The organism is Tabrizicola sp. (assembly GCF_041911175.1).
Taxonomy (GTDB): Bacteria; Pseudomonadota; Alphaproteobacteria; order Rhodobacterales; family Rhodobacteraceae; genus Tabrizicola.
Window position 1 is genome coordinate 42,923 of record NZ_JAYRPN010000121.1, and the last position, 25,956, is coordinate 68,878.

At 66.6% G+C, this 25,956-nt stretch carries 24 protein-coding genes; 13 read left to right on the top strand and 11 right to left on the bottom strand.

Annotation, left to right across the window (positions count from 1 at the left end):
• Positions 1 to 2 precede the first annotated feature (2 nt).
• On the bottom strand, positions 3 to 1,535 hold the full coding sequence (locus ACE3P6_RS16425) for an acyl-CoA carboxylase subunit beta (RefSeq protein ID WP_374397156.1): 1,533 nt from the start codon (positions 1,533 to 1,535) through the stop codon (positions 3 to 5).
• Positions 1,536 to 1,715: 180 nt separating this feature from the next.
• Between ACE3P6_RS16425 and ACE3P6_RS16430 the strand changes: the two genes are divergently transcribed.
• Genes ACE3P6_RS16430 through ACE3P6_RS16440 form a run of 3 tightly spaced genes read left to right on the top strand, consistent with a single transcriptional unit; the run spans position 1,716 to position 4,773 of the window.
• Positions 1,716 to 2,069, top strand: coding sequence for a DMT family protein (locus ACE3P6_RS16430; protein WP_374397157.1), 354 nt, complete (start codon positions 1,716 to 1,718; stop codon positions 2,067 to 2,069).
• Between the two features lie 41 nt (positions 2,070 to 2,110).
• On the top strand, positions 2,111 to 3,319 hold the full coding sequence (locus ACE3P6_RS16435) for a multidrug effflux MFS transporter (protein ID WP_374397159.1): 1,209 nt from the start codon (positions 2,111 to 2,113) through the stop codon (positions 3,317 to 3,319).
• Positions 3,320 to 3,378: 59 nt separating this feature from the next.
• Positions 3,379 to 4,773 (top strand): short-chain fatty acyl-CoA regulator family protein, encoded by a 1,395-nt coding sequence (locus ACE3P6_RS16440; RefSeq protein ID WP_374397161.1) that lies wholly within the window; start codon positions 3,379 to 3,381, stop codon positions 4,771 to 4,773.
• Positions 4,774 to 4,845: 72 nt separating this feature from the next.
• Here the strand turns inward: ACE3P6_RS16440 and ACE3P6_RS16445 are convergent, their stop codons facing one another.
• The 3 genes from ACE3P6_RS16445 to betI all read right to left on the bottom strand — a co-directional run bounded on the left by ACE3P6_RS16445 (position 4,846) and on the right by betI (position 7,417).
• Complete coding sequence (locus ACE3P6_RS16445; protein ID WP_374397163.1) at positions 4,846 to 5,082, bottom strand: YdcH family protein; 237 nt, start codon at positions 5,080 to 5,082, stop codon at positions 4,846 to 4,848.
• Positions 5,083 to 5,182: 100 nt separating this feature from the next.
• Complete coding sequence (gene betA / locus ACE3P6_RS16450; protein WP_374397166.1) at positions 5,183 to 6,832, bottom strand: choline dehydrogenase; 1,650 nt, start codon at positions 6,830 to 6,832, stop codon at positions 5,183 to 5,185.
• A gap of 3 nt (positions 6,833 to 6,835) precedes the next feature.
• Positions 6,836 to 7,417, bottom strand: coding sequence for a transcriptional regulator BetI (betI, locus tag ACE3P6_RS16455; protein WP_374397169.1), 582 nt, complete (start codon positions 7,415 to 7,417; stop codon positions 6,836 to 6,838).
• Between the two features lie 88 nt (positions 7,418 to 7,505).
• On the opposite strand from betI, the gene choX reads away from it, so the two are divergent.
• The 3 genes from choX (at position 7,506) to choV (ending at position 10,376) form a co-directional block, all read left to right on the top strand.
• The gene (choX, locus tag ACE3P6_RS16460) at positions 7,506 to 8,441 is read left to right on the top strand and encodes a choline ABC transporter substrate-binding protein (protein ID WP_374397172.1); all 936 of its coding nucleotides are present in this window, start codon (positions 7,506 to 7,508) and stop codon (positions 8,439 to 8,441) included.
• A gap of 76 nt (positions 8,442 to 8,517) precedes the next feature.
• On the top strand, positions 8,518 to 9,348 hold the full coding sequence (choW, locus tag ACE3P6_RS16465) for a choline ABC transporter permease subunit (RefSeq protein WP_374397175.1): 831 nt from the start codon (positions 8,518 to 8,520) through the stop codon (positions 9,346 to 9,348).
• A complete protein-coding gene (choV, locus tag ACE3P6_RS16470) occupies positions 9,345 to 10,376 on the top strand; it encodes a choline ABC transporter ATP-binding protein (RefSeq protein WP_374397178.1) in 1,032 nt (343 codons plus the stop codon). Before choW ends, choV begins: the two co-directional genes overlap by 4 nt.
• 225 nt (positions 10,377 to 10,601) lie before the next feature.
• On the opposite strand, the gene topA is transcribed toward choV, so the two are convergent.
• The gene (gene topA, locus ACE3P6_RS16475) at positions 10,602 to 13,178 is read right to left on the bottom strand and encodes a type I DNA topoisomerase (protein ID WP_374397181.1); all 2,577 of its coding nucleotides are present in this window, start codon (positions 13,176 to 13,178) and stop codon (positions 10,602 to 10,604) included.
• A 329-nt stretch (positions 13,179 to 13,507) separates the two neighbouring features.
• Entirely contained in the window at positions 13,508 to 14,659 is a 1,152-nt protein-coding gene (gene dprA / locus ACE3P6_RS16480; protein ID WP_374397183.1) for a DNA-processing protein DprA, read from the bottom strand.
• Between the two features lie 164 nt (positions 14,660 to 14,823).
• Between dprA and ACE3P6_RS16485 the strand changes: the two genes are divergently transcribed.
• The 5 genes from ACE3P6_RS16485 to ACE3P6_RS16505 all read left to right on the top strand — a co-directional run bounded on the left by ACE3P6_RS16485 (position 14,824) and on the right by ACE3P6_RS16505 (position 18,508).
• Positions 14,824 to 16,101 carry a 4-aminobutyrate--2-oxoglutarate transaminase gene (locus ACE3P6_RS16485; protein WP_374397186.1) on the top strand — a complete coding sequence of 426 codons (1,278 nt, stop codon included), beginning with the start codon at positions 14,824 to 14,826 and terminating at the stop codon, positions 16,099 to 16,101.
• A gap of 142 nt (positions 16,102 to 16,243) precedes the next feature.
• Positions 16,244 to 16,507: a glycine zipper 2TM domain-containing protein gene (locus tag ACE3P6_RS16490; protein WP_374370785.1), complete on the top strand. Its 264-nt coding sequence runs from the start codon at positions 16,244 to 16,246 to the stop codon at positions 16,505 to 16,507.
• Between the two features lie 130 nt (positions 16,508 to 16,637).
• Positions 16,638 to 17,369, top strand: a complete 732-nt coding sequence (locus ACE3P6_RS16495) for an energy-coupling factor ABC transporter ATP-binding protein (protein WP_374397188.1) — start codon at positions 16,638 to 16,640, stop codon at positions 17,367 to 17,369.
• Positions 17,344 to 17,940 (top strand): energy-coupling factor transporter transmembrane protein EcfT, encoded by a 597-nt coding sequence (locus ACE3P6_RS16500; protein ID WP_374397190.1) that lies wholly within the window; start codon positions 17,344 to 17,346, stop codon positions 17,938 to 17,940. The genes ACE3P6_RS16495 and ACE3P6_RS16500 overlap by 26 nt, the downstream gene beginning before the upstream one ends.
• 25 nt (positions 17,941 to 17,965) lie before the next feature.
• A complete protein-coding gene (locus tag ACE3P6_RS16505) occupies positions 17,966 to 18,508 on the top strand; it encodes a biotin transporter BioY (protein ID WP_374397192.1) in 543 nt (180 codons plus the stop codon).
• Positions 18,509 to 18,511: 3 nt separating this feature from the next.
• Here ACE3P6_RS16505 and ACE3P6_RS16510 read toward each other — a convergent pair whose 3' ends face one another.
• The 4 genes from ACE3P6_RS16510 to metF form a co-directional block, all read right to left on the bottom strand.
• Positions 18,512 to 19,591 carry a thiolase family protein gene (locus tag ACE3P6_RS16510; protein ID WP_374397239.1) on the bottom strand — a complete coding sequence of 360 codons (1,080 nt, stop codon included), beginning with the start codon at positions 19,589 to 19,591 and terminating at the stop codon, positions 18,512 to 18,514.
• Positions 19,573 to 20,991: an AMP-binding protein gene (locus tag ACE3P6_RS16515; protein ID WP_374397194.1), complete on the bottom strand. Its 1,419-nt coding sequence runs from the start codon at positions 20,989 to 20,991 to the stop codon at positions 19,573 to 19,575. Before ACE3P6_RS16515 ends, ACE3P6_RS16510 begins: the two co-directional genes overlap by 19 nt.
• Positions 20,988 to 21,428 (bottom strand): type II 3-dehydroquinate dehydratase, encoded by a 441-nt coding sequence (gene aroQ / locus ACE3P6_RS16520; RefSeq protein ID WP_374397197.1) that lies wholly within the window; start codon positions 21,426 to 21,428, stop codon positions 20,988 to 20,990. Before aroQ ends, ACE3P6_RS16515 begins: the two co-directional genes overlap by 4 nt.
• 146 nt (positions 21,429 to 21,574) lie before the next feature.
• Positions 21,575 to 22,444: a methylenetetrahydrofolate reductase [NAD(P)H] gene (metF, locus tag ACE3P6_RS16525; protein WP_374397198.1), complete on the bottom strand. Its 870-nt coding sequence runs from the start codon at positions 22,442 to 22,444 to the stop codon at positions 21,575 to 21,577.
• 86 nt (positions 22,445 to 22,530) lie between these two features.
• Between metF and ACE3P6_RS16530 the strand changes: the two genes are divergently transcribed.
• Positions 22,531 to 23,436, top strand: a complete 906-nt coding sequence (locus ACE3P6_RS16530; protein ID WP_374397201.1) for a LysR substrate-binding domain-containing protein — start codon at positions 22,531 to 22,533, stop codon at positions 23,434 to 23,436.
• A gap of 284 nt (positions 23,437 to 23,720) precedes the next feature.
• Positions 23,721 to 25,097, top strand: coding sequence for a DNA sulfur modification protein DndB (locus tag ACE3P6_RS16535; RefSeq protein ID WP_374397204.1), 1,377 nt, complete (start codon positions 23,721 to 23,723; stop codon positions 25,095 to 25,097).
• A 73-nt stretch (positions 25,098 to 25,170) separates the two neighbouring features.
• On the opposite strand, the gene ACE3P6_RS16540 is transcribed toward ACE3P6_RS16535, so the two are convergent.
• Entirely contained in the window at positions 25,171 to 25,956 is a 786-nt protein-coding gene (locus ACE3P6_RS16540) for an inositol monophosphatase family protein (RefSeq protein ID WP_374397206.1), read from the bottom strand.

The following is a 25,956-nucleotide window of genomic DNA, read 5'->3' on the forward strand; positions in this document are numbered from 1 at the left end:
GGTCACAGCGGAATGTTATCGTGCTTCTTCCAGGGGTTCGCGAGCTTCTTCCCCCGCAGCGCCGCAAAGGCCCGCGCCACCCGGCGGCGGGTCGAATGCGGCATGATCACCTCGTCGACAAAGCCCTTTTCGGCGGCGACGAAGGGATTGGCGAAGCGATCCTCGTAGTCCTTGACCCGCCCACTGATCCGGTCCTTGTCGGCCAGCTCACTGCGATACAGGATCTCGACCGCGCCCTTCGCCCCCATCACCGCGATTTCCGCCGTGGGCCAGGCATAGTTGAAATCGCCGCGCAGGTGCTTGGACGCCATCACGTCATAGGCCCCGCCATAGGCCTTGCGGGTGATGACCGTGACCTTGGGCACCGTCGCCTCGCCATAGGCGAAGAGCAGCTTCGCGCCGTGCTTGATGACTCCGTCGTATTCCTGGGCCGTGCCCGGCAGGAAGCCCGGCACGTCGACGAAGGTCAGGATCGGGATCTCGAAGGCATCGCAGAAGCGGACGAAGCGCGCGGCCTTGCGGCTGGCGTCGATGTCCAGGCACCCGGCCAGCACCATCGGCTGATTGGCGACGACCCCGACCGACTGGCCTTCGATGCGGATGAAGCCGGTGATGATATTGCCCGCGTAGTCCTTCTGAATCTCGAAGAAATCGCCTTCGTCCGCGACCTTCTGGATCAATTCCTTCATGTCGTAGGGCTGGTTCGGGTTATCCGGGATCAGCGTGTCAAGGCTGGTCTCGATCCGCGAAGGATCGTCGAAGAACGGCCGGACCGGAGCCTTCTCGCGGTTCGACATCGGCAGGAAGTCGATCAGGCGGCGGGTCTCGGCCAGCGCCTCGACGTCGTTCTCATAGGCGCCATCCGCGACCGAGGACTTGCGGGTATGGGTCGAGGCCCCGCCCAGTTCTTCCGCCGTGACCTGCTCGTTCGTCACCGTCTTCACCACGTCGGGGCCGGTCACGAACATGTAGGATGTGTCCTTCACCATGAAGATGAAGTCGGTCATCGCCGGGGAATAGACCGCGCCGCCCGCGCAGGGCCCCATGATCAGGGAAATCTGCGGCACCACGCCCGAGGCCATGATGTTGCGCTGGAACACCTCGGCATAGCCGGCCAGCGAGGCGACACCTTCCTGAATCCGCGCCCCGCCGGAATCGTTGATCCCGATCACCGGCGCACCGTTCTGCAAAGCCATGTCCATGATCTTGCAGATTTTCTGCGCGTGCGTCTCGGACAGCGACCCGCCGAAGACGGTGAAGTCCTGGCTGAACACATAGACCATGCGCCCGTTGACCGTGCCCCAGCCCGTGACCACGCCATCGCCCGCCGGGCGGTCCTTCTCCATCCCGAAATCGGTGCAGCGGTGCGCGACGAACATGTCGAACTCTTCGAACGACCCCTCGTCCAGCAGCAGCTCGATCCGTTCCCGAGCCGTCAGCTTGCCCTTGGCGTGCTGCGCTTCGACCCGGCGCTCGCCGCCGCCCGCGCGGGCTGCGCCACGACGTGCCTCAAGCTCGTCCAGAATGTCCTTCATCGCGCCCTCCCCCGGCTGATGGCGCAGGCAATCTAGGCGAAGGCGGCGGTTACGAGAAGCACGAATGAGAAAATTTGCAAACCTGTTTGAAAGCCCGACATTCAAATTGCGAAATCGCAAAGGATTGGCCGTCCCGCCATCCCAGGCTATCTCACTGCAGCGCCCCAGCCCGAGGATCCCATGCCCGCCCTGCCCGTCCCCGTCGTGACCATCGGCCTGCTCATCGCCTCGAACGTCTTCATGACCTTTGCCTGGTATGGCCACCTGAAGTTCAAGTCGACGGCCCTGATCACCGTGATCCTGGTCAGCTGGGGCATCGCCTTCTTCGAATACGTCCTGCAGGTCCCCGCGAACCGCATCGGCCACGGCCATTTCTCCGCCGCCGAATTGAAGACGATCCAGGAGGTGATCACCCTTTCCGTCTTCGCCGTCTTCTCGGTCCTCTACCTGAAGGAACCGCTCGGCTGGAACCACCTGGTCGGCTTTGGCTTCATCGCCGTGGGCGCCTTCTTCATCTTCCACAAATGGACCTGAGCCGCTGGACAACGCCCCACCCCGCGCGTAGCCCTGTCCGGATGCAAGAACCCCGCTTCCTCGACCGGACCACGCCGCCGAAGATCGTCACCCTGATCCTGATGGCCGGGCTGTCCGCCCTGACCATGAACATCTTCCTGCCGTCGCTCCCCGGCATGGCGGTCTACTACGGCGTGCCCTACGGCGTGATGCAGCAGTCGGTCGCGCTCTACCTTGCGCTCTCGGCCGCGCTGCAGATCGTCATCGGCCCGATCTCCGACCGCTTCGGTCGCCGCAAGGTGCTGCTCGGGTCGCTGGTCCTCTTCCTTCTCGCCACCATCGGCACTCTCCTGGCCCCGACCGCCACCTGGTTCCTGATCTTCCGCATGGCGCAAGCTGTGATCGCCGCCGGGATGGTCCTTTCCCGCGCCGTCGTCCGCGACATGGTGGCCGACGCCCAGGCCGCCAGCATGATCGGCTATGTCACGATGGGCATGAGCCTTGTTCCGATGATCGGCCCCGTCATCGGCGGGGTGCTCGACGACCTTTACGGCTGGAAGGCGAACTTCGCGCTGCTCCTCATCCTCGGCGCTGCCACCCTCGTCCTCGTCTGGGCCGACCTGGGGGAGACCGCCGCCCTGCGCCGCGTCTCCCTGGCCGAGCAGGCCCGCACCTACCCCGCGCTCTTCGCCTCGCGCCGGTTCTGGGGCTATACGCTTTCCGCCGCCTTCGCCTCGGGCTGCTTCTACGCCTATCTCGGCGGGGCTCCTTTTGTCGGCGACAAGATCTTCGGCCTCTCGTCCACCCATGTCGGCGTCCTTTTCGCGCTGACCGCGATCGGCTATGCCGCCGGCAACTTCTTCGCCGGGCGCTATTCCGTCCGTCTCGGCATGAACCGGATGATCCTGATCGGTTGTCTCGTCACCACGGCGGGCCTTGCGGCCCTGGCACTTCTCACCGCCCTTGGCCTCTCCGGTCCCACCACCTTCTTCGGCCTGACCATCTTCATGGGCCTCGGCAACGGCATTTGCCTGCCGAATGCCAATGCCGGGCTGCTCTCCGTCCGGCCCGACCTTGCGGGCACTGCCTCGGGCCTCGGCGGGGCGATCCTGATCGGCGGCGGCGCGGCGCTGGCGGCCTTCGCGGGCGTGCTCCTCGGCCCCGGTTCCTCGGAAATGCCGCTGATCCTGCTGATGCTCGCCTCCTCTCTGGCCTCGGTCGTGGCCATCCTCTTCGTCATCCGCCGGGCGCGACAGATCGGCGCCGCCTGACTCCCCGGTTGACGGGGCTTTGCAAAGCGGTGCATGGCTTTGCAAACAGGGGGACGGACATGGCCACCCAGAAACTCTACGCCGGGGTCAAGCTGCGGGAGATTCGCGGACGGCTGGCGCTGACCCAGAAGGCCTTCGCCGACAAGCTTTCGGTCTCGTTGCCCTACCTGAACCAGATGGAGAACAACCACCGGCCCGTCTCCGCCGCCGTGGTGCTGGCGCTGGCGCAGGAATTCGGCCTCGACGTCACCGAATTGACCGTCGGCGAAAGCGAGCGCCTTGTCACCGACATGCGCGAGGCGCTGGCCGACCCGGTCTTCACCACCGCCACGCCGCCGCTCGCCGACCTGCGCCTTGCCGCCTCGAACGCCCCGGCGCTTGCCCGCGCCTTCCTCGACCTGCACCGCGCTTACCGCCAGACCCACGAACGCCTCGCCTCGCTGGACGAGGCGCTGGGGCGCGAGGATGCCTCCCTCCGCCCTTCAGCCTGGGAGGAGGTGCGGGACTTCTTCCACTATTGCGACAACTACCTCGATGCCATCGACCGCGCGGCGGAGCATTTTGCGACGTCGTCAACCATCGGAAAACCAATCGAAACTCTGGCGCAAGACCTGCTGAAGCGCGCGGGCATCAGCCTGCATTATTCGAACACCGCGCCACTCCGGCACTACGACCCCGTCGCCCGGCGGCTGGACATCTCCGCCCGCGCGCAAGGCCCATCACAGCGCTTCCAGCTTCTGCATCAGGTCGCGCTTCTCACGCAGAATGAGCTTCTGGAAGCAACCCTCGACCTGGCGCGGTTTTCCACGCCCGAGGCGCGCGATATCGCCAAGATCGGCTTGGCGAACTATTTCGCCGGGGCCGCGCTTCTGCCCTACCGCGCCTTCCTGACCGCCGCGCAGGAGGTGCGCCACGACCTCGAACGCCTCGCCGACATCTTCGGCGCCAGCATCGAACAGGTCGGCCACCGGCTTTCCACCCTGCAAAGGCCCGGCGCGAAGGGCATCCCCTTCTTCTTTGTCCGCGTCGACCAGGCGGGCACGATCACCAAGCGCCATTCCTCCACCCGGCTGCAATTCGCCCGTTTCGGTGGCGCCTGCCCCTTGTGGAACGTCCACCAGGCCTTTGAAACGCCAGGGCAATTCTTGCGCCAGCTTTGCGAGACACCGGACGGCGTGCGCTACCTTTGCCTCGCCCGCGACGTGTCGAAACCCGCCGGGGCCTTCCTCGCCCCCGTCCGCCGCTATGCCATCGGCCTCGGTTGCGAAGTGCAGCACGCGCCGCAACTGGTCTATTCCGACGGGCTCGACCTGAAAGGAAGGTTCGAGCCCATCGGCATTTCCTGCCGGATCTGCGAGCGGGTGAATTGCCACCAGCGCTCGGTCCCGCCGCTGGAAGGGCGTCTCAGGATCAACCCCAACGCCCGCGACGTCCTGCCCTACGAGATCGGCTGACCCTCGTCGTTCCCTTCGGTCCTCCTCGGGGGTGCCCGCGAGGAGACGCCGAAGGCGCACGACGAGCCGCCGCTACTTCCGCAGCGCCGAGGCGATCTGGTCCTTCAGCCGCGACCGCGCCTTGCGCAGGTGCTCTTCCTCTTCCTCGGTCAAGAGGTCCAGCCGGGTTTCCGACCGATGCACCTTGTCGTTCACCACGTCATACTCGACCAGAAGCCTGGCGAAATGCGCATCCGAAGTTTTCAGCGCGCTGATCTTCTGCCCATCGGCCGGGAATTCTTCGTGCAGGGTGTGCGGGGTGTTCGACATGCCTGTCTCCTTCTTGACTGTCCTGTGCAGTCTAGAAGCTTCGCCCGGCCGGGGCCTTGACCCTGATCAAGCGCTTGATCGAAAACCGCTTCCGGGGGGCCTACCGCTGCGCCGTGCGCCAGTTCGGGTTGATCCAGGGCTCCAGGTTCGACGCAGGCAGGGGCGTCCGGCCCAGGATATGATCCGCCGCCTTCTCGCCGGTCATGATCGACGGCCCGTTCAGGTTGCCGTTCGTCACCTGCGGGAAGATCGAGCTGTCGGCGACCCGCAGGCCTTCGACCCCGATCACCCGGCATTCGGGATCGACCACGGCCATCGGGTCCGACGCCCGCCCCATCCGGGCCGTGCCGCAGGGGTGATAGGCGCTTTCCACATGCTCGCGCAGGAAGTCGTCCAGCTCGATGTCGCTTTGGTAGCGCAGGCCCGGTTGAAGCTCGGATTTGAGGTAGGGTTTGAACGCCTCCTGCCCGAAAATTTCCCGCGTCAGGCGGATGCAGGACCGGAAATCCTCCCAGTCAGACGGATCCGACATGTAGTTGAAGCGGATCACCGGCGCGTCGGTCGGGTTGCCCGACCGCAGGGTGACGGACCCGCGTGATTTCGACCGCATCGGCCCGACATGGGCCTGGAAGCCGTGCCCCTCGGCCACCGCCTTGCCGTCGTAGCGCACGGCGATCGGCAGGAAATGATACTGGATATCCGGGTATTCCACGCCCGCTTTCGACCGGATGAAGGCGCAGGCCTCGAACTGGTTCGAGGCACCTGGCCCCTTGCCGGTCAAAAGCCACTGCGCGCCGACCCAGGCCTTGCCCCAGAGGTTCCAGTACTTGAACAGCGTCACCGGCTGGCTGGCCGCGAACTGCATGTAGATTTCCAGGTGGTCCTGCAGGTTCGCCCCCACCCCCGGGCGGTCCGCGACCACCTCGATCCCGTGCTCCTTCAGATGCGCCGCAGGCCCGATCCCCGACAGCATCAGCAGCTTGGGCGAATTGATCGACGAGGCCGCCAGGATCACCTCGCGCCCGGCCTTGATCACCTGCCGCCCCGCGCGGGTGTCGACCTCGACCCCCACCGCGCGCTTGCCCTCCATCACCACCCGCCGGGCCAGGCCGCGCACGACCTGCACGTTGCCCCCTGCCAGCGCGGGCTTCAGATAGGCATTCGCCGCCGACCAGCGCCGGCTTTTCCAGATCGTCGCCTCCATCGGGCCAAAGCCCTCTTGCTGGCGACCGTTGTAGTCGGCCGTCACGGGATAACCGGCCTGCTCGCCCGCTTCGATGAAGGCGTCGAACAGCGGGTTGTCGCGCGGCCCCCGGGTGATGTGCAGCGGCCCGTCCGAGCCGCGGAACTCCGGCCCCGACCCGCCGTGCGAGGCTTCCATCCGCTTGAAATAGGGCAGCACATCGGCATAGGACCAGCCATCCGCGCCCATCTCGGCCCAGGTGTCATAGTCGCGCGCGTGGCCCCGGACATAGACCATCCCGTTGATCGAGGACGACCCGCCGATCACCTTCCCCCTGGGCGTCGCCAGCACACGGCCTCCAAGATGCGGCTCCGGTTCCGTGGCAAAGCCCCAGTCGTAGATCCCCATGTTCATCGGGTAGCTCAAGGCCCCCGGCATCTGGATGAACGGCCCGGCGTCCGACCCGCCATGCTCGATCACCGTCACCCGCCTGCCCGCCTCGGCCAGCCGGTAGGCCATCGCGCAGCCCGCCGAGCCTGCGCCGACGATCACATAATCCGCATGCATCCCTCAGACCCCCCGCGCCAGTTCGGCTTCCAGATGGCGCAAGGCCAGAGCCACCGCCGCCGCCCCGTCCGGGGGCCCCGATTTCAGCACCTCGCGCAGGTAGAGCCCGTCGATCAGCGCCCCCAGCGATTCGGCGATTCCCTCCGCCCGCGCCCCGGCAATGGGCCGCAGCGCCGACACCAGGTTCGACCTGAGCCGCCCCTGATAGATGGCGAGCAAGCGCTTCGCCTCGGGCACCGTCTGCGCCAGAACCCAGAAGTTCAGCCAGGCCCCCACCGCCTCGCGCCGGAAGTTCCCGGGGCTGAAACTGGCCCGCAGAATCGCCCGGATCCGCCCCTCCGGCCCCTCCGCCGCCGCCAGCGCGCCCCGCACTTCCGCCCCGTAAAGCGTCATGATGTGGCGCATTGCAGCCAGGAACATCTCTTCCTTCGACCCGAAATAATGATGCGCCAGCGCCGGGGACATCCCCGCCCGCTTGGCAATCTGGCTCACCGTCACATCCAGCGACCCCGCCCTGCCGATCTCGACGATCGTGGCTTTCACCAGCGCAGCCTTGCGGATAGGCTCCATTCCAAGCTTCGGCATTTCGGTTCGGCCCCAGAAAACTCTTGCCAAACCGAGTAAGAGCGAAGTTTATTGACTCGTCAATCAACAAAAACACCGGGGAGCTGCCATGACCATCCGTTCCACCCTCCTGACCACCGCCGTGACCTTCGCGCTGGCCGGGTCCGCCTTCGCCGAAGGCTGCGACAAGATCGTCTTCTCCGACGTCGGCTGGACCGACATCACCGCAACCACCGCCGCGACCACGCTGATCCTGCAGGCGCTGGGGTATGAGACCGAGACCCAGATGCTCGCCGTCCCGGTGACCTACGAGGCGATGGCCTCGGGCGATGTCGATGTCTTCCTTGGCAACTGGATGCCGACGATGGAATCGAACATCGCCCCCTACCGCGATGCCAAGACCGTCGACACCGTGCGCACCAACCTCGAAGGGGCCAAGTACACGCTGGCCACCAACGCCAAAGGCGCCGAGCTTGGCATCAAGGATTTCGCCGACATCGCCCCCCATGCCGCCGACCTCGACAGTAAGATCTTCGGGATCGAGGCCGGGAACGACGGCAACAAGCTGATCCTCGACATGATCGACAAGGATGCCTTCGGCATGAAGGCTGCCGGGGTGGAACTGGTCGAATCCTCGGAACAGGGGATGCTGGCCGAAGTCACCCGCGCCGACAACGAGGGCAAGGCGATCGTCTTCCTCGGCTGGGAACCCCATCCGATGAACGCCAACTACAAGATGACCTACCTGACCGGCGGCGACGACTACTTCGGCCCGAACTTCGGCGGCGCGACGGTCCTCACCAACACCCGCGCAGGCTATGTCGGCGAATGCCCGAACCAGGGCAAGCTTCTGCAGAACCTCGTCTTCTCGCTGCCGATGGAGAACGAGATCATGGGCGCGATCCTGAACGACGGCACCGATCCGACCGCCGCCGCGAAGGCCTGGCTCGCCGCGCATCCCGACACCTGGAAGCCCTGGCTGGACGGCGTGACCACCAAGGATGGCGGCGATGCCGTGGCTGCGGTGGACGCTGCGCTCAAGTAAGCGAACCGGCCCCGGACCCAAGCGTCCGGGGCCTTTCGCTGCCTGAAACAGGTCCGGCGCGCGGGGAGGCGACAGAATGGACTGGCTGACAGCCTGGAAGATCCCGGTCGGGGCTTATTCCAAGATCGTGTTCGACTGGATGAAGACCCACCTGACGGTGATCTTCGACGCGATTTCCTATGTGCTCGAATCGCTGATCAGCGGGATCCTCTGGCTGCTGCAGGCTCCGCCCGCGCTGTTGATCGTCGCGCTCTTCGTGGCCCTGACCTGGGCCTTGCAGCGCAATTGGAAGGTCTGCCTCGGCATCGCGCTTGGCTGGCTTTTCGTGATCAACCAGGGCTACTGGAAGGAAACCACCGAAAGCCTGACGCTGATCATCGCCTCCTGCGCGGTCTGCCTTGGGCTTGGGGTGCCGATCGGCATTGCCGCCGCGCACCGGCCCCGGCTTTACGCCGCGATGAGCCCGATCCTCGACCTGATGCAGACGCTGCCGACCTTCGTCTACCTGATCCCGGCCATCGTCTTCTTCGGCACCGGCCTGGTCCCCGGCCTGATCGCCACGGTGATCTTCGTCCTGCCCGCGCCGATCCGGCTGACCCATCTCGGCGTCGCCTCGACCCCGACCGCGCTTCTGGAAGCCGCCACCGCCTTTGGCGCGACGCCCCGGCAGCGGCTCTGGAAGGTGGAGCTGCCCTGGGCCTGGCCGCAAATCATGGCCGGCCTCAACCAGACCATCATGCTCTCGCTCTCGATGGTCGTCATCGCCTCGATGGTGGGCGCCAAGGGGCTGGGCAACCCGGTGATGCGGGCGCTGGCCAATGTCGATGCCGCCAAGGGCTTCGAATCCGGCTTCGTCATCGTCGTCGTCGCCATCGCGCTCGACCGTATGCTGAGGGTCACGAAATGAACCGCCCCGCCGTCATCTTCGACCGTGTGTCCATCGTCTTCGGCGACCAGCCTGAACGGGCGCTGCCGCTGATGGACCAGGGCAAGACCCGCACCGAGGTGCAGCAGGCCTGCGGTCAGGTGTTGGGCGTGCATGATTGCAGCCTGACCGTGGCCGAGGGCGAAATCCTTGTCCTGATGGGGCTTTCCGGGTCCGGCAAGTCCACCCTCCTGCGCGGGGTCAACGCACTGAACCCGGTCGTGCGGGGCGAGGTGCAGATCCTCGACGGCGACAAGATGGCCTCGGTCACCAAGGCCGACCCCGAGACGCTGCGCCGCCTGCGCGCAACCCGGGTGGCGATGGTGTTCCAGCAGTTCGGGCTTCTGCCCTGGCGGACGGTGCGCGAAAACGTGGGCCTGGGGTTGGAGCTGGCGGGGATGAGCCCCGAGGCGCGCAAGCCCAAGGTCGACGCCCAGCTGGAGCTGGTGAACCTGGGCGCCTGGGCCGAGCGCAAGGTGGGCGAGCTTTCCGGGGGGATGCAGCAGCGCGTGGGGCTGGCCCGCGCCTTCGCGACCGAAGCGCCGATCCTCCTGATGGACGAGCCCTTCTCGGCGCTCGACCCGCTGATCCGAACCAAGCTGCAGGACGAGCTTCTGGACTTGCAGCGCAAGCTCAAGCGCACCATCGTTTTCGTCAGCCATGACCTCGACGAGGCGTTCAAGATCGGCAACCGCATCGCGTTGATGGAGGGCGGTCGGATCGTGCAATGTGGCACCGCGCGCGAGATCATCGCCAATCCGGTCAGCGAGTATGTTGCCGATTTCGTGGCCCACATGAACCCCTTGGGCGTGCTGACCGCGCGCGACGTGATGGAGCAGGGAACGGTTGGTGCGGGGGCGCACGAGCTGCCCGCCGAGACGCCGGTCAAGGACATCATGGACCTGATGTCGAAGGGCGTGGCCGAGCTGGTGGTGACCGACAATGGCCGCAGCCTCGGGATGGTCAGGACGGCAAGCCTGATGGCCAAGCTGATCAACCCGCGGGGCTGACGGAAAGCCGGGACCAAAAGTTTTCGAAAACTTTTGGCAAATCTTTTCGAAAAGATTTGGCCCGGCCCCACTGTGGCGCAACGGCTTCAGGCCGTCGCCTCCCCTCCCCCGCCGTGGGAAGGGGCTGGGGGTGGGGGCCTGCGATAAAGATCATAGGAAATCCCTAACGTCCGCGACCAAGTCATTGATTTCAAATGACTATAGACGTTTGTCCACCGTGGACACTTACTTCGCCGAGGCCGCCTTCTTCTTCGCCGGAGCCTTCTTCGCCGCCGTTTTCTTCGGGGCCACCTTCTTCGCCGGGGCCGCCTTCTTCGGCGCGGCCTTCTTCTTCGTCCCCGACTTCCCGGCCTTTTCCGCGATCAGGACCAGAGCCTCTTCCAGCGTGACCGCCTCCGGCTCCACCCCCTTCGGCAGGGTCGCGTTCACCTTTTCCCACTTCACATAGGGCCCGTAGCGCCCCGGCATCACCTGGACCTCACCCCCATCCGGGTGCGCCCCCAGCACCTTCAGCGGCCCCGCAGGCGCCGCCCTGCCCCGCCCGCGCGAGGCTTTCTGGGCCAGCACTTCGACCGCCCGGTTCATCCCGATGGTGAAGACCTCCTCCACCTCCGGGATGTTGGCATAGACCGGGCCATGCTTCACATAGGGCCCGAACCGCCCGATCCCCGCCTCGACCAGCACCCCGTCCTCCGGGTGCTTGCCCACCTCGCGCGGCAGCGACAGCAGCGCCAGCGCCCGCTCCAAGGTCAGCCCGTCCGGCGTCCAGCCCTTCGGCAGGCTCGCCCGGTCGGGCTTCGGCTGCGCCTCGGTCGCCTCGCCGCGCTGGACATAGGGCCCGAAGCGGCCGGCCCGCAGGGAAATCTCGACCCCGTTTTCATCCTGCCCGAGGATGCGACCGTCCGAGGCCACCGACTCGGCATCCCCCGCCAAGGGCCGCGTATACCGGCACTCCGGGTAGTTGCCGCAGCCGATGAACGCCCCCCCCGACCGCGCCGTCTTCAGGTGCAGCCGCCCGGTCCCGCAGGTCGGGCAGATGCGGGGATCGCCGCCATCTGCCCGCGGGGGATAGAGGTGGGGCGCGAGGAAGTCGTCCAGCTTTTCCAGCACCTCGCCGATCCGCAGGTCCGCCGTCTCGGCGATCGCCGCGCTGAAATCGCGCCAGAAGCGGGACAGCACGTCCTTGTAGTCGCGGTCCCCGGCAGAGACATCGTCAAGCTCGGATTCAAGGTCGGCGGTAAAGTCGTATTCCACATAGCGATGGAAGAAGTTCGACAGGAAGGCCGTCACCAGCCGCCCCTTGTCTTCCGGGAAGAGCCGGTTCTTGTCCTTCCGGACATATTCCCGGTCGACGATCGTGGTCAGGATCGAGGCATAGGTGGAAGGTCGCCCGATCCCCAATTCCTCCATCCGCTTGACCAGCGTGGCCTCGGTATAGCGCGGCGGGGGCTGGGTGAAGTGCTGGTCGGGCGTGATCGCGCCCTTCTCGACAGCCTCGCCCTGCATCACCTGCGGCAGGCGGCCTTCGTCCTCGTCCTCGTCGTCGCGGCCCTGGTCGTAGACCTTGAGATAGCCGTCAAAGAGCACCACCTGGCCGTTCGCGCGGAAGGCGACCTGACCGTCGGGCGAGGCGAGGTCGACTGCCGTCCGCTCCAGCCGGGCCGCGGCCATCTGGGAGGCGATGGTGCGCTTCCAGATCAGGTCGTAGAGCTTGCGCTGGTCGTCCTCGACCCGGATCTTCTCCGGCCCGAGGCCCATGTCGGTCGGCCGGATGCATTCATGCGCTTCCTGAGCATTCTTGGCCTTGTTCTTGTACATCCTCGGAGATTCCGGAACGTAGGTCGGCCCGAAGCGCTGCTTGATCTCGTCGCGCGCGGCCATCACCGCTTCGGGGGCCATGTCGATGCCGTCGGTCCGCATGTAGGTAATATACCCCGCCTCATAGAGGCGTTGCGCGGCGTTCATGCATTGCTTGGCGCCCATGCCGTATTTGCGGCTGGCCTCCTGCTGGAGGGTAGAGGTCATGAAGGGCGGCCAGGGGTTGCGGGTCGCGGGTTTCGATTCGACTGCGACCACCTTGAAATCGCGGGACTTTGCGGCCTGGACGGCAAGCTCGGCGGCGGTCGCGGTGGGGATGTCGAACTTGGCCAGCTTCTTGGCCCCGAGCGTGACCATCCCGGCCTCGAACTCCTGCCCGCGGGGCGTGCGGAAGACGGCTTTCACGGTCCAGTATTCCTGGGCCTTGAAGGCCTCGATCTCCATTTCCCGCTCGACGATGAGCCGCAGGCAGACCGATTGCACCCGGCCCGCCGACTTCGCGCCGGGGAGCTTGCGCCAGAGGACCGGCGAGAGGGTGAAGCCCACCAGATAGTCCAGCGCGCGGCGGGCGAGGTAGGCCTCGACCAGCGGCGTGTCGATGTCGCGGGGTTCCTTCATCGCCTTGGTCACGGCGTCCTTGGTGATGGCGTTGAAGGTGACGCGGGCGACGTTTTTGCCTTTCTTCAGGCTGCTTTGCAGGGCTTCCTTCAAGTGCCAGCTGATAGCCTCGCCCTCGCGATCGGGGTCGGTGGCGAGGATCAGGGTGTCATCGGATTTCAGCGCCTCGGCGATGGCGCGGACATGTTTCTTCGACTCGGGCGCGACCTCCCAGAGCATGTCGAAACCATGCTCGGGGTCGACGGAGCCGTCCTTGGCGGGCAAGTCGCGGACATGGCCGTAGGAGGCGAGGACGGTGAAGTCGGGGCCGAGATACTTGTTGATCGTCTTGGCCTTGGCGGGAGATTCGACGACGACGACTGGCATGTTTCCTGAAACTCCCGGCCCTGCAAATGGCGCGGCAACATGTGGGGGATGGGTGGCGGTTGTCAACCGGGGGGTAGGTAGAGACCCCGCGCGACAGGTGTCGGGGCAATGATTTCGGAGAGGTGAACGACGGGGGGCGCAACGGAAGCAAGTGTGACGGCGGGCGTCGTGCAAGCCATTGGGAACGCAGGGCTAACCGGCGGCGTTTCAGTGATTTCCGGCGTATGCCCGGCGTCTGGTTTCCGTCTGGGTTTCATACATACGCGCGTATGGCGCGGCGGGCGTTAACCAATCACGGCGAATCGGGGAGAGTCGGGGTGAACCCCGACCTACGAGACCCGCGCCAGCAATCCTCCGGGCTGGCGCGAGATGCGGCCGTCGAGTTCCAGCGTCAGCAGTTCGGGCGCAAGTTGGGCGGAGGTGACGTTCAGGTCGCGCATGAGCTGGTCTTCGGCCAGGGGGCTGGGGCCGAGGCGGTTGAGGATCATGGAGTGCAGGAGCGCCACCTCTTTCAACGGGCGCTGGGGCGCGGTGGGGCCGGGCAAGGGGGGCAGTCGCATCTCGGGCTCGGGCGTGGCCTCGGTGGGTGCGCCCAAGGCTTCCAGCACGTCCTGCGGGCTGCGGACGAGAAGCGCGCCGTCGCGGATCAGGATGTTGCAGCCCGAGGCGCGGGCGTCGAACGGGTGGCCGGGGACGGCCATCACGTCGCGGCCATAGTCGAGCGCGGCCCGGGCGGTGATCAGGCTGCCGGATTTGGCGGCGGCCTCGACCACGATGACGGCGCGGGAGAGGCCCGCGACGATGCGGTTCCTGAGCGGGAAGTGGCGGGCCTGGGGTTCAAGTCCGGGAGGGTGCTCGCTGATCCGGCAACCGTTTGCGTCGATGGCGGCGGCGAGAGTGGCGTTTTCGGCTGGATAGATCACGTCGATCCCGCCCGCCATGACGGCGATGGTGCGCCCCTCCGCCTCCAGAGCCGCCTCATGCGCAGCGGTGTCGATGCCGCGGGCAAGGCCGGAGACGACGGTGAAGCCTGCCTCGGACAGGCCAAGGCCCAGGCGACGGGCCATGCGCACCCCGAGGGAGGAGGCGTTGCGGGCGCCGACCATGCCGACGGCGGGGCGGTGCAAGAGCGAAATGTCGCCCCTGGCCCAGAGGACGGGGGGCGCATCGGGAATGTCCAGCAATGCGGCGGGATAGTCGGGCTCGCCATGCACCAGGAGCCGTGCGCCAAGCGCCTTTCCCTGTTTCAACTCGGCCTGGACGACGCCCAGCGGACAGACCTCGTACTCCGCCACTCCCGCCGCCTTCGCGATGCCGGGCAAGGCCGCCAGCGCGGCGCGCGCCGAGCCGTGTTCGGCCATGAGCCGGTGGTAGGTGACGGCCCCCACCCGGCGGGAGCGGACGAGGCGGAGCCGGTCGAGACGGTCATCCTCCGTCCGGGGGTTGGGGTGTGGGGGGGTGGAAAGCTGCCCGTCCGGCATGATGGCCCTCGCCTCGTTCGCGATTCGGAGCCTGCATGGCCAAGGTTAACGACTGCTTAATCTGCATGGAGGATTGAACCCGGCCCGGTTATTTGATCAAATAGGTGCAACGCCGCCCCGAGGCCGGATATGGAATTCTGGGGGACGCATCAGGGAGCACGACCATGCTGAACGCAGAAGTAGCCAAGCGCCGCGACGAAGCCATCTCGCGCGGGGTGGGGATGATGACCCAGATCTACGCCGACAAGGCGCTGAACAGTGAAGTCTGGGACATCGAGGGCAACCGCTACATCGACTTTGCCGCCGGGATCGCGGTGGTGAACACCGGGCATTGCCATCCGAAGGTGATGGCGGCGGTGGCGAACCAGATGACGAAGTTCACCCATACCTGCCACCAGGTGATGCCCTACGAGAATTACATCCGCCTCGCCGAACGGCTGAACGACAAGGTGCCGGGCAAGTTCAAGAAGAAGACGATCTTCGTCACCACCGGCGCCGAGGCCTGCGAGAACGCGATCAAGATCGCCCGCATCGCCACGGGCCGCGACGCGGTGATCGCCTTCGGTGGCGGCTTCCACGGCCGGACCTTCATGGGCATGGCGCTGACCGGCAAGGTCGAGCCCTACAAGAAGGGCTTCGGGTCGATGATGCCGGGGGTCTTCCATGTGCCCTTCCCGATGGGGCCGCAGGGGATTTCGACCAAGGATGCGCTGGCGGGGATCGAGAAGCTGTTCAAGGCCGACCTCGACCCGGCCCGCGTCGCCGCGATCATCTTCGAACCCGTTCAGGGCGAGGGCGGCTTCAACCCGGCGCCGACCGATCTGGTCAAGGCGATCCGCAGCTTGTGCGACCAGCATGGCATCGTGATGATCGCCGACGAGGTGCAGACGGGCTTCGCGCGGACCGGGAACCTCTTCGCGATGGAGATGCACGGGGTTGCCGCCGACCTGACGACGATGGCCAAGGGGCTGGCGGGCGGCCTGCCGCTGGCCGCCGTCACCGGCAAGGCGGAACTGATGGATGCGGCCAATCCGGGGGGCCTTGGCGGCACCTATGCCGGGAACCCCTTGGGGATCGCGGCGGCCAATGCGGTGCTGGACGTGATCGAGGAGGAAGACCTCTGCGCCCGGGCCAACGAGTTGGGCTCGCGTCTGAAGCAGCGGCTGGAGGCGATCCGGGCGACCGCGCCGGAGATCGTGGATATCCGGGGGCCGGGCTTCATGGTCGCGGTGGAATTCGCCAATCCGGGCACCAAGGAGCCCGATGCGGGCTTCACCAACCGGGTGCGGCTGGAGGCGCTGAAGCGGGGGCTGCTGCTGCTGACCTGCGGGGTCTATGGCAATGTGGTGCGTTTCCTGGCGCCGATCACCATCCCGGACGCGCATTTCGCCGAGGCGATGGACATCCTGGAAGCCTCGATCGCGGCAGCGCGGCAGGGGTAAGGCTTGGGAACCTGATGGCCGGTCCGGGGTTGTAGGCACTGCAACGGATCGGTCGAATTCCGCCCATTGCGCCTTTTTCCGGCCCCAAGCGGGGGTTTGGCCGCTACTGTCCGTCGAGAGACTCACAACCTGGAGCAGTTACATGAAACGTCTTCTTCTGACCCTTCCGATCCTGACGCTGTCGCTTGCAGCCTGCACCCCGGCCGAGCAGAACGCGGCCATCGGCGGGCTTGGCGGCGCGGCGGTTGGCGCGGCGATCTCGTCGGACAAGGACCGCACCAAGGGCGCCATCGCGGGCGCGGCGGTCGGCGTGATCGCCTCGCAGCTGATCGGGCCGGCCCCGCAGTCGGGCAAGTGCTACTACCGCGACCAGTACGGCAACAAGTACATCGCCAACTGCAACTGACCTGCACTCTGTCCCGGCCTGCCCGCGCGGGCCGGGGCCTTCGCCCTGGTGGAGGCATCCTTGCGGCGGCCCCCTTTCGGGCGCGGGGCGAAGCGGCTAGAAGGACGGCCAATCCGCACCAGGGCCGCCCATGTCCGAGTTATCCCACGGCATCGAGCTTCAGTCCGCCAGCGTGACGCTGGGCGGAAAGCGCGTGCTTGAGGGGCTGACCCTGCGGCTGACCGAGGCCCGGATCGGCGTGCTGGGGCGCAACGGGTCGGGCAAGACGACGCTGCTGCGGCTGATCGCCGGGCTGATCGCGCCGGATCAGGGCAGAGTGCGGGTGGAGGGGGCGGACCCGTTTGCCGACCGCAAGGCGGTGCTTGCTTCGCTGGGCATCCTGTTCCAGAACCCCGACCACCAGATCCTGTTCCCCACGGTCGAGGAGGAGCTGGGCTTCGGGTTGCTGCAGCAGGGGGTTGCGAAGTCCGAGGCCGCGTCGCGGGTGGCGGGGCTGCTGGCGGCAGAGGGGCGGGCGCATTGGGCGAAGGCGCCGGTGTCCACGCTGAGCCAGGGGCAGCGGCATTACCTGTGCCTCTTGGCGGTACTGCTGATGGAACCGCGCACGATCCTCTTGGACGAGCCTTTGGCGGGGCTGGACCTGCCGACGCAGGCGCGGCTGGCGCGGCGGTTCGCGGCCCTGCCGCAGCGGCTGGTGACGATCACCCATGATCCGGCGGTGCTGGTGGGGGCCGACCGGGTGCTGTGGCTGGAAGCCGGGCGGATCGTGGCGGATGGTCCTCCGGGTCAGGTGATCGCCGCCTTCACCGCCGAGATGGGCCGGATCGGAGCGCGCGATGCTGACGCTGACCTCGCCGGTTGAGACCTGGGCGCACCGCTGGCCTGCGGGGGTGAAGCTGGCGGCGCTGGCGGTGGCGACGACGGGGCTGTTCGTGGTGGGTTCGGCATGGGTGCTGGCCGGGGCATTCCTCGCGACCCTTGCGCTTTACCTGAGCGGAGGCGGGCGGTTCGCGCGGGCGGGCTTGCGTCTTCTCTGGCCGCTCTGGCCCTTCGTCCTGATCGTCGGGCTTTGGCATTGGTGGAGCCGCGACCTGTCCGGCGGCGCGGTGGTGGTCCTGCGGATGGTGACGGCGGTGGGGCTGGCGAATTTCGTCACCATGACCACGCGGCTGTCCGACATGCTTGCGGTCTTCGAGTGGCTGGCCCGGCCACTGGCGCGGGTCCTGCCGCCGCGACGACTGGCATTGGCCTTCGCGCTGGTGATCCGCTTCATCCCGGTGATGCTGGAGCGGATGGCGCTGATCCGGCAGTCATGGGCGGCCCGCTCCCCCCGTCCGGCGCGCTGGCGGGTGATGGTTCCGGCGACGCTGGCGGCATTGGACGATGCGGACCGGGTGGCCGAGGCCTTGCGGGCGCGGGGTGGCGCGGGGTAAGGGGGCGGAAACAACGGGGGACCCAATGGAACGCAACCTGACGCATATCGCCCTTTTCGCCGCGCTGATCGCCGTTCTCGGGCTGATCCCGAAGATCGACCTTGCCGGAGGCGTGCCGATCACCGCGCAATCGCTGGGGATCATGCTGTGCGGCACAGTGCTGGGGGCGAAGCGGGGCGCACTGGCGGTGCTGCTGTTCCTGGCGCTGGTGGCGGCCGGTCTGCCGCTTCTGTCGGGCGGGCGCGGCGGGATCGGGGTCTTTGCCGGGCCCTCGGTGGGGTTCCTGGTCGGCTTCCCGGTCGCAGCCTTCGTCGCGGGCTGGGTGATGGAGCGGACGACGCTGTCGCCCGCCGTCGCGGCCACGGCGGCCTCGGTGATCGGCGGGATCGGGGTGATGTATGTCTTCGGCATCGCCGGCATGGCGCTGGTGCTGGGCAAGAGCCTGTCGGAAGCGGCCTTCCTGGCCTTCGCCTTCCTGCCGGGCGATGCGATCAAGGCGGTCATCGCCGGGCTGGTGACGCAAAGCCTGTCGCGGATGCGGCCCGCCTCTCTCTTGTCGCGGGCCTGAGGGCTACCCGGACGGCGCCTCGACCAGAAGCGCCGTCCCGATCCCCCCCGCCGCCGCGATGGCGGCGAGGCCCCTGCCCTGCCGCAGCCCGTGGAAAAGCCGCACCGCGAGGATTGCGCCCGAGGCTCCGATGGGATGGCCGCGCGCCAGGCCTCCACCTGACGGGTTGACGATCTGCGGATCGAGGCCCGCCCCGTCGATCACCGCGAGGGCCTGGACGGCATAGGCCTCCATGATCTCCGCCTGCGCCAGCGCTTCGCCCCGCCAGATGCGCCGGATGGCGGCGAGGGGGGCGAGGCCGGGTTCCTCGGGGGCGCCGCCCAGCGTGGCCGCGCCAAGAAGGGCAAGGCCCCTGCCCTGCGCGATGCGGTCCGAGACGACGAGGCAGGCGGCGGCGGCATCGGCGGCGACGGCGGCGGTGGCCGCGGTGATGCTGCCGGTGAGGACCGGGGCTTTCGCCAGAAGCCGGGGGGACAGGACGCGCGGGAAGGCGTCGCGCCCGACGCCGTTCAAGGGGACGATCTCGGGCGTCAGGTCGGCGGCGAGGGCCTTGGCGTGGCTGACGGTGGCCCAGGCCTCCTGTCGCTCACGCGAGATGGTCAGGCGGCGGGCAAGGGCCTCGGCGGCCTCGGCCATGTCGGGGTCACGGTCGGGCCAGGGGGTGAAGGGGGCCTGCTCATAGGGCACGGGCGGGCCACCGTCGGGATCGGTCCTCAGGCGCAGCGGGCGGCGGGAGTAGCTTTCGACGCCTCCGGCAAGGACGATGTCGGCAGCGCCGGAATCGACCAGCGCCTTCGCCAGTAGGATCGCGTCGAGCCCGCCCGCGCATTGCCGGTCGGTGGTCAGGCCCGCGACGGTTTCGGGCAGGCCTGCGGCAAGGGCCACCCGGCGGGCGGGGTTGCCGCCAAGCCCGAGGGCGTTCGAGAGGATCACCTCGTCGACCTCGTCCGGGGCGATGCCCGCGTCGGTGAGGCAGGCTTGCAGGACCGGGGCGGCGAGGACTTCGAGCGACAGGCGCGCGAAGGCGCCGCCGCGCGGGACGACAGCGGTGCGGCGGGCTGCGATCAGGCGGGCCACAGCGATGCCTCCAGCGCCCTGAGGTCGGTCTTGCCGGAGGGGAGCATCGGCCAGTCGTCGCGCCAGATCAGGGATTTCGGGGCTTTGAGCGGGCCGAGTTCCGCGCGGAGGGCGGTGAGAATGGCGGCTTCCTGCGTTGGGTCGCCTTGCAGGAGGGCGACGAGGGTATGACCGCGCTTCGGGTCGGGCACGGGCAGGACAGCGGCGCGGGTGACGCCGGGAAGGCTGTGGAGCAGCGCCTCGATCTCTTCGGGGAAGACGTTCTGGTCGGCCACGGTAACCATCCGGCCCGCGCGGCCTTTCAGGGTGAGGTAGCCGTCCTGAAGGCTGCCGATCTCGCCCACGGAAAGCCAGCCGTCGCGCCAGCGGGTTGTGGCGGGAAGTGAATCGAGCGCTGGCGCGCAAGCCTTTTGTCTCGCCTCTGCGCGTGAAGGACGCGCAACCGGCTCGGGTGAAGGGCCTCCGGCGGGGATATTTGGGCAAATGTGAAAGGCATAGTCGAGGAAGAGGTAGGGGCTTTTGACCCAGACCTCGCCGGTCGGATCAAGTTGGAGGTCGACTCCGGGATAGCGGCGTCCGACGGAGGTCTCCGGGGTCGTTTCGTCGGCGAGGGTGATGAAGCTGGTTTCGGCGGCGCCGTAGAACTCGCGGATCTGGGCGTTCGGGGCGAGGGTGGCGAGTGCGGCGCGGAGGGCGGGGTCGAGCTTGGAGCCGCCGATCAGGATGAGGCGGAGGTCGGGGAGTGCCGCCCCCGGCCCGGCCAGCAGCCGCAGTTGGGCCGGGGTGGCGTAGAGGTGGGTGATGCAGCGGCGGGCAAGGGCCGCGCGCTGGCGGTCGGGGCGGAGGTCCGACAGGAGATGGACATGGGCGCCGAGGTGGAGACCTTCGACGGCGCCATACAGTGAGAGCGAGTGGATCAGGCGGCCAAGGACGGCGATGCGGGCGCCGGGGCCGATGCCGAGCCCGGCGTTCACGGCGAAGCTGGCGGTCCAGGAGGCTTGCGTGCGGCGGATGCGGCGGGGCTGGCTGGTGGAGCCGGAGGTCAGGGTTTCGAGGATGGGCCTGTCGTGCGGGGCGGGCGGCGGCTGGTCGGGCGCGCCGATGCGGAAGGCGGGCTGGCCGAGGGCGGCGGCGAGGCCCTGGGGGCTGTCGGGGAGGATGGCGCCGATGGGCGTTTCGTCGGACGCCGGTTCCGGTCGGCTCCCCTCCCCCGTATGGCGAGGGGTAGGGGTGGGGGGCACACCGGACGGGTCTGCGACGCCCCCCTCCCCGGCCCTCCCCACAAGGGGGAGGGAGGGCGAAACGACGATCCGCGGTTCATGTGAACGGGCGTCTGGCCGCAGGACCTCGGCCCCCGCGCCGTCGAACAGCCGGGCCTCGGGATGCCAGCGGAAGCGGTCGGTCATGCCTTCAGGATCGAGGCGATCCGGCGCAGCGCGAGGAGGTAGCCCTCGGTCCCGCAGCCCGCGATCACGCCATCGGCGCGCTGGCTGACGTAGGAATGGTGCCGGAAGGCCTCGCGCTTGTGGATGTTGGAGATGTGGACCTCGATCACCGGGCCGTCATAGGCGTTCAGCGCGTCGAGGATGGCGACAGAGGTATGCGAATAGGCGCCGGGGTTGATGATGATGGCGGCAGAGGTGCCGCGCGCCTCGTGGATCCAGTCGACCAGTTGCCCTTCGTGGTTCGATTGTAGCGCGCGGACCGTCAGGCCCAGCTCTTCGGCGAGGTCGGAGACCCTGGAGGCCACGTCGTCCAGCGTCTCGCGCCCGTAGATTTCGGGCTGGCGCAGGCCGAGGAGGTTGAGGTTCGGGCCGTTCAGGAGGGTGACGAGCTTCGGCATGTTGGGGTCCGCGACAGGGTTCGCGCGAGATTAGCCGATATGACCGGGGCGGCAACGGACAAAAAATTGGCGGCCTTCCGGGAGCCCTGCTGGGGACAGGTCGGAAGGCCGCCCAGGGAGACGACGGATGCCCCGAAGGGCTGAAATCAGGCCACTTTCTCCAGCACAATCTCGGGCAGGATGCCGAGGGCGCGGACGACTTCGCGGGTCAGGTGCGGGCGGTTCAGGGTGTAGAAATGCAGGTCCTGGACCCCGCCCTGGATCAGCCGGTCGCAGAGCGCGGTGCATTGGGTCAGCGCCAGCAACTCCTCGCGACCGTCGCGGGCGGCGGTGGTGAAGGCCTCGTCGAGCTTGGCGGGAACCTTCGTGCCGCAGCGGTTGGCAAAGCGCTTCGCGCCGTCCCAGCTGGTGATCGGCAGGATGCCGGGGATGATCGGGGCGGTGATCCCGGCCTTCACGCAGCGGTCGCGGAAGCGGAAGAAGGTGTCGGCGTCGAAGAAGAACTGGGTGATCGCCGAAGAGGCGCCCGCGTCGACCTTGCGCTTCAGCCAGGTGACATCTGCGGCACTGTCGGCGGCGTCGGGGTGCGGTTCCGGGTAGGCACCGACGCGGATCTTGAACTTGCCGCTGCGGGCCAGCTTTTCCACCAGTTCGACCGAGTTGGCGAAGCCGAGGGGGTGCGGCACGAAGCGCTGCGCGCCCTTGGGGGCATCGCCGCGCAGCGCCACGATCTCGGTCACTCCGGCGGCGGCATAGGCTTCGGCGATGGCCAGCGTCTCGGTCCGGGTGGCATCGACGCAGGTCAGGTGCGCGGCGACCTTCAGGCCGTAGTTGCGGTGGATGGTCGAGACCGCATCATGGGTGAGGGTCCGGGTCGTGCCGCCCGCGCCATAGGTCACCGAGACGAATTCCGGCTGCATCGGGGCCAGCGCCTGCGCCGTTTCCCACAGGCGGAACGAGGCGTCCAGCGACTGCGGCGGGAAGAATTCAAAGCTGATGCGGGGGGCGTTGGTCATGTCGGTCTCCTTCGATGGCCCTCTTGTGGCAGATCGCATCATGTGAGACCAATTCATAGTTCTCACGATCTTCATGAGGTTCATTCATGTACATCGAGCTGCGCCACTTGCGGACGATCCGGGCGATCCAGCAGGCCGGGGGCCTCGCGCGGGCGGCGGACATGCTGAACATGACGCAATCGGCGCTTTCCCATCAGGTGAAGGGTCTGGAGGACCAGGCCGGGATGGAGCTGTTCGTGCGGCGGTCGAAACCGATGCGGCTGTCGGCGGCAGGGGTGCGGATGCTGCGGGCGGCGGAGCGCATCCTGCCCGAGATCGACGCGATGGAGGAGGAGTTCCGTGCCTTGCGGGCGGGAAGGACGGGGCGGCTGCACATCGCCATCGAATGCCACGCCTGTTTCGACTGGCTGTTCCCGGTCTTGGAGATGTTCCGCCACGCCTGGCCCGAGATCGACGTGGATATCCGGGCGGGTCTGGCCTTCGAGGCCCTGCCCGCGCTGAACCGGGAGGATGTGGATCTGGTGATTTCGTCCGACCGGGAGCCGCCGCCGGGGATCCTGTTCAACCCCTTGTTCGACTATCACCCGACCTTCGTCGGATCGTCGCAGAACCCGCTGGCGGCGAAGGACTTCATCGCGGCAGAGGACTTCCGCGACCAGGTGCTGATCACCTATCCGGTCAGCCGCGACAAGCTGGACATCTTCACCGAGGTGCTGACCCCGGCCAAGGTGGAGCCGCGGGCGCAACGGACGGCGGAGCTGACGGCGGTGATCCTGATGCTGGTGGGATCAAACCGGGGGGTGGCGGTGCTGCCGGACTGGGTGATGCGCGAGGTGAAGACCAATGCCGACTACGTCACCCGGCCGCTGGGGCCGGAGGTGGTGACGAAGCGGATGTATGCGGCGACGCGGGAGGAGGATGCGGCCAAGCCCTACATCGCGCATTTCCTGCGGCTGGCGCGAAGCGAGCCGGTGAAGCTGCAGCGGGGGTAGAATGCTACAGGCTGGGAATGCCCCAAGTAAATGGCCACGGACTAGCCGCGACCGAGGTCAGCACGGGGAGGGGTTGTGCATAAGGAGTAATATCGAAAATCAAGGAATCTTATAAATATCATCCAGGATGATTTTCTTATTGATCCTGGATGCAGGATTGGAGTAACCTGGATCGTATCCACTTAGCAAGGAAATTTGCCATGATACCTTCGACGAACGGACTTCCCTCCCCGCTGGGAACCCTGGACGATATGCTTGACGTTGGAGACACGTCGGAAAAACCGATGAAGGTCTTCATCGGACATAACCTGGGAAACCGGACCTTCCTGATGCAGATGCCGATGCACGAGTTCTTCGGCATGTCTGAAGTGGCAAACGACCCGGGGAGGGATGGAGACACCGTTGCTCAGCGGAAGCTTGACCCTGCACATGCACTCAAACTGGCACACTACATCCTGAAGGGGCTTGCCTCGGCAGCTATTCAGCGTCGCGAGATTCTCAAGAAGGATCCCATGTCTGCGCTAAACGCCATCATGGCGGTCCTGGGCAAACAGCCGTACATGTCCGTGCAGCCTGTCGTGGTGAACATCCGTGAGTGTAATCCTCGTGGTCAGGATATTCGCGGCGATCGCATGATTGATGCCCGAACCCAGGAGACTGCCAGCTTCAAGGTCTTTCTATCGCAACGTCACGTCCTGTGGGTGGTCGACGGGCAACATCGGAGAAAAGCGATGCAGATCGTCTTCGAGTTCCTGGAGACAATGCGCAACAAGAAGACCTACCCGCGAAAGGCAGACAACCTTCTCGGCACAAAGGATGGAGAGGTTGTTTCCACCGAAGAGTTGGCGGCCTGGGAGGAGTGCTTTGAGGTTGCGCGGAGCTATTGCACCTTGCTTCTAGAGGTGCATCTCGGCCTCTCGCCCGAAGAGGAACGCCAACTTTTCCACGACCTCAATCGCCTGGGGAAGAAGGTTGACACCAATCTTGCGCTGCAATTCGACAGTTCCAACCCGATCAACCTGTTCATCAAGGAGGAACTGATCGATCATCAGGGAATGAAGGTTGTGGAGCAGGAGTCGAAGTCCTGGGAAGATGACGACGGAGGTATCAGCAGGAAGGACCTCGTCGCAGTCAACGCGCTGCTCTTCCTGAACAAGACCAACATCAATGGCGCAACGCCTGCGATGGTTCAGGGCAAACACGACCTCGCTCGTCGGTTCTGGGTAGCAGTGGATGCAATCCCTGGGTTTGGCGACCAGGGAGCCAAGTTGCAGACTATTGCTGCACAACCTGTGGTGCTCAAGGCTGCGGCAAAACTGGTGTATGATTTCGCCTTCAGCAACCGTCGCCCAGAGAGCGGGGATGACATCGTCGAAGAACTGCTGTCCCGACTGACAGACATCGACTTCAGCCATGACAACCCAATGTGGCGCTACTACGACATGTCCGATGGGGAACGTGCGGCTCATGGACTACAAACCCTCGCAGCGTATCTGCCAGACGACACGACCGGGAACCGCGATATTGGTTCTCACCAAACTGGCCTGATGCGGTTTGGCGCTAAGCACAACGACATCCATCCGATCATCGCGGACATGATCAGGTGGCGTCTAGGCCTACCTTCGCGCCGGAGGAAAGCAGAAGAAGAACTGGCTGCTTGATCTGCAGGATGACAACGAGAGATCCGGTCAAGTCCGGGTTTCTCTTCAGGTTATAGTGCTCAGGTAGCGGGCGTCAGGCGCGGATCGTGTCGGCCATCGTCTTGAAAAGCGCGTCGTTCGCCGCGATCAGCGCGCCATCCAGCGGGTCGGTCCCTTCGCGCAGGCCTTCGACCAGGCCACCGACTTCCTTCACCAGCAGGATGCCGGCAGCGATGTCCCAGGCGCTGAGTTCCCGCTCCCAATAGCCGTCGAAGCGCCCCGCCGCCACATAGGCGAGGTCGAGCGAGGCGGCCCCCCAGCGGCGCACCCCGGCGCAGGCGGGCATCAGGCGGCCAAGGTCCTTCAGCATGGCGGGCAGGGTCGATTTCGCGCCAAAGGGCACGCCGGTCGCGAACACCGCCTCATGCATGGCCCGGCGGCCCGAGACGCGCAGGCGGCGGTTGTCGTTCAGCCAGCAGCCTGAGCCCTTTTCGGCCCAGAACATCTCGTCCTTGGCCGGGTCGTAGACCACCGCCGAGACGATCTCGCCCTTGTGCTCCAGCGCGATCGACACCGCCCAGTGCGGCATCCCGTGCAGGAAGTTCGTCGTCCCGTCCAGCGGATCGACGATCCAGCGCCGGGTCGGGTCGGCGCCAGCCTGGGTGCCGGTTTCCTCGCCGATCCAGCCATAGGTCGGGCGGGCGCCCAGCAGCTCTTCCTTGATCAGGCGTTCCGCCTCGCGGTCGGCCTTGGAGACGAAATCCCCCGGCCCCTTGGTGGAGACCTGCAGGTTCTCGACCTCGCGGAAGTCCTTCACCAGGCTCCGGCCCGCCTTGCGGGCGGCCTTGATCATCAGGTTCAGGTTGGCAGAGCCTTGCAT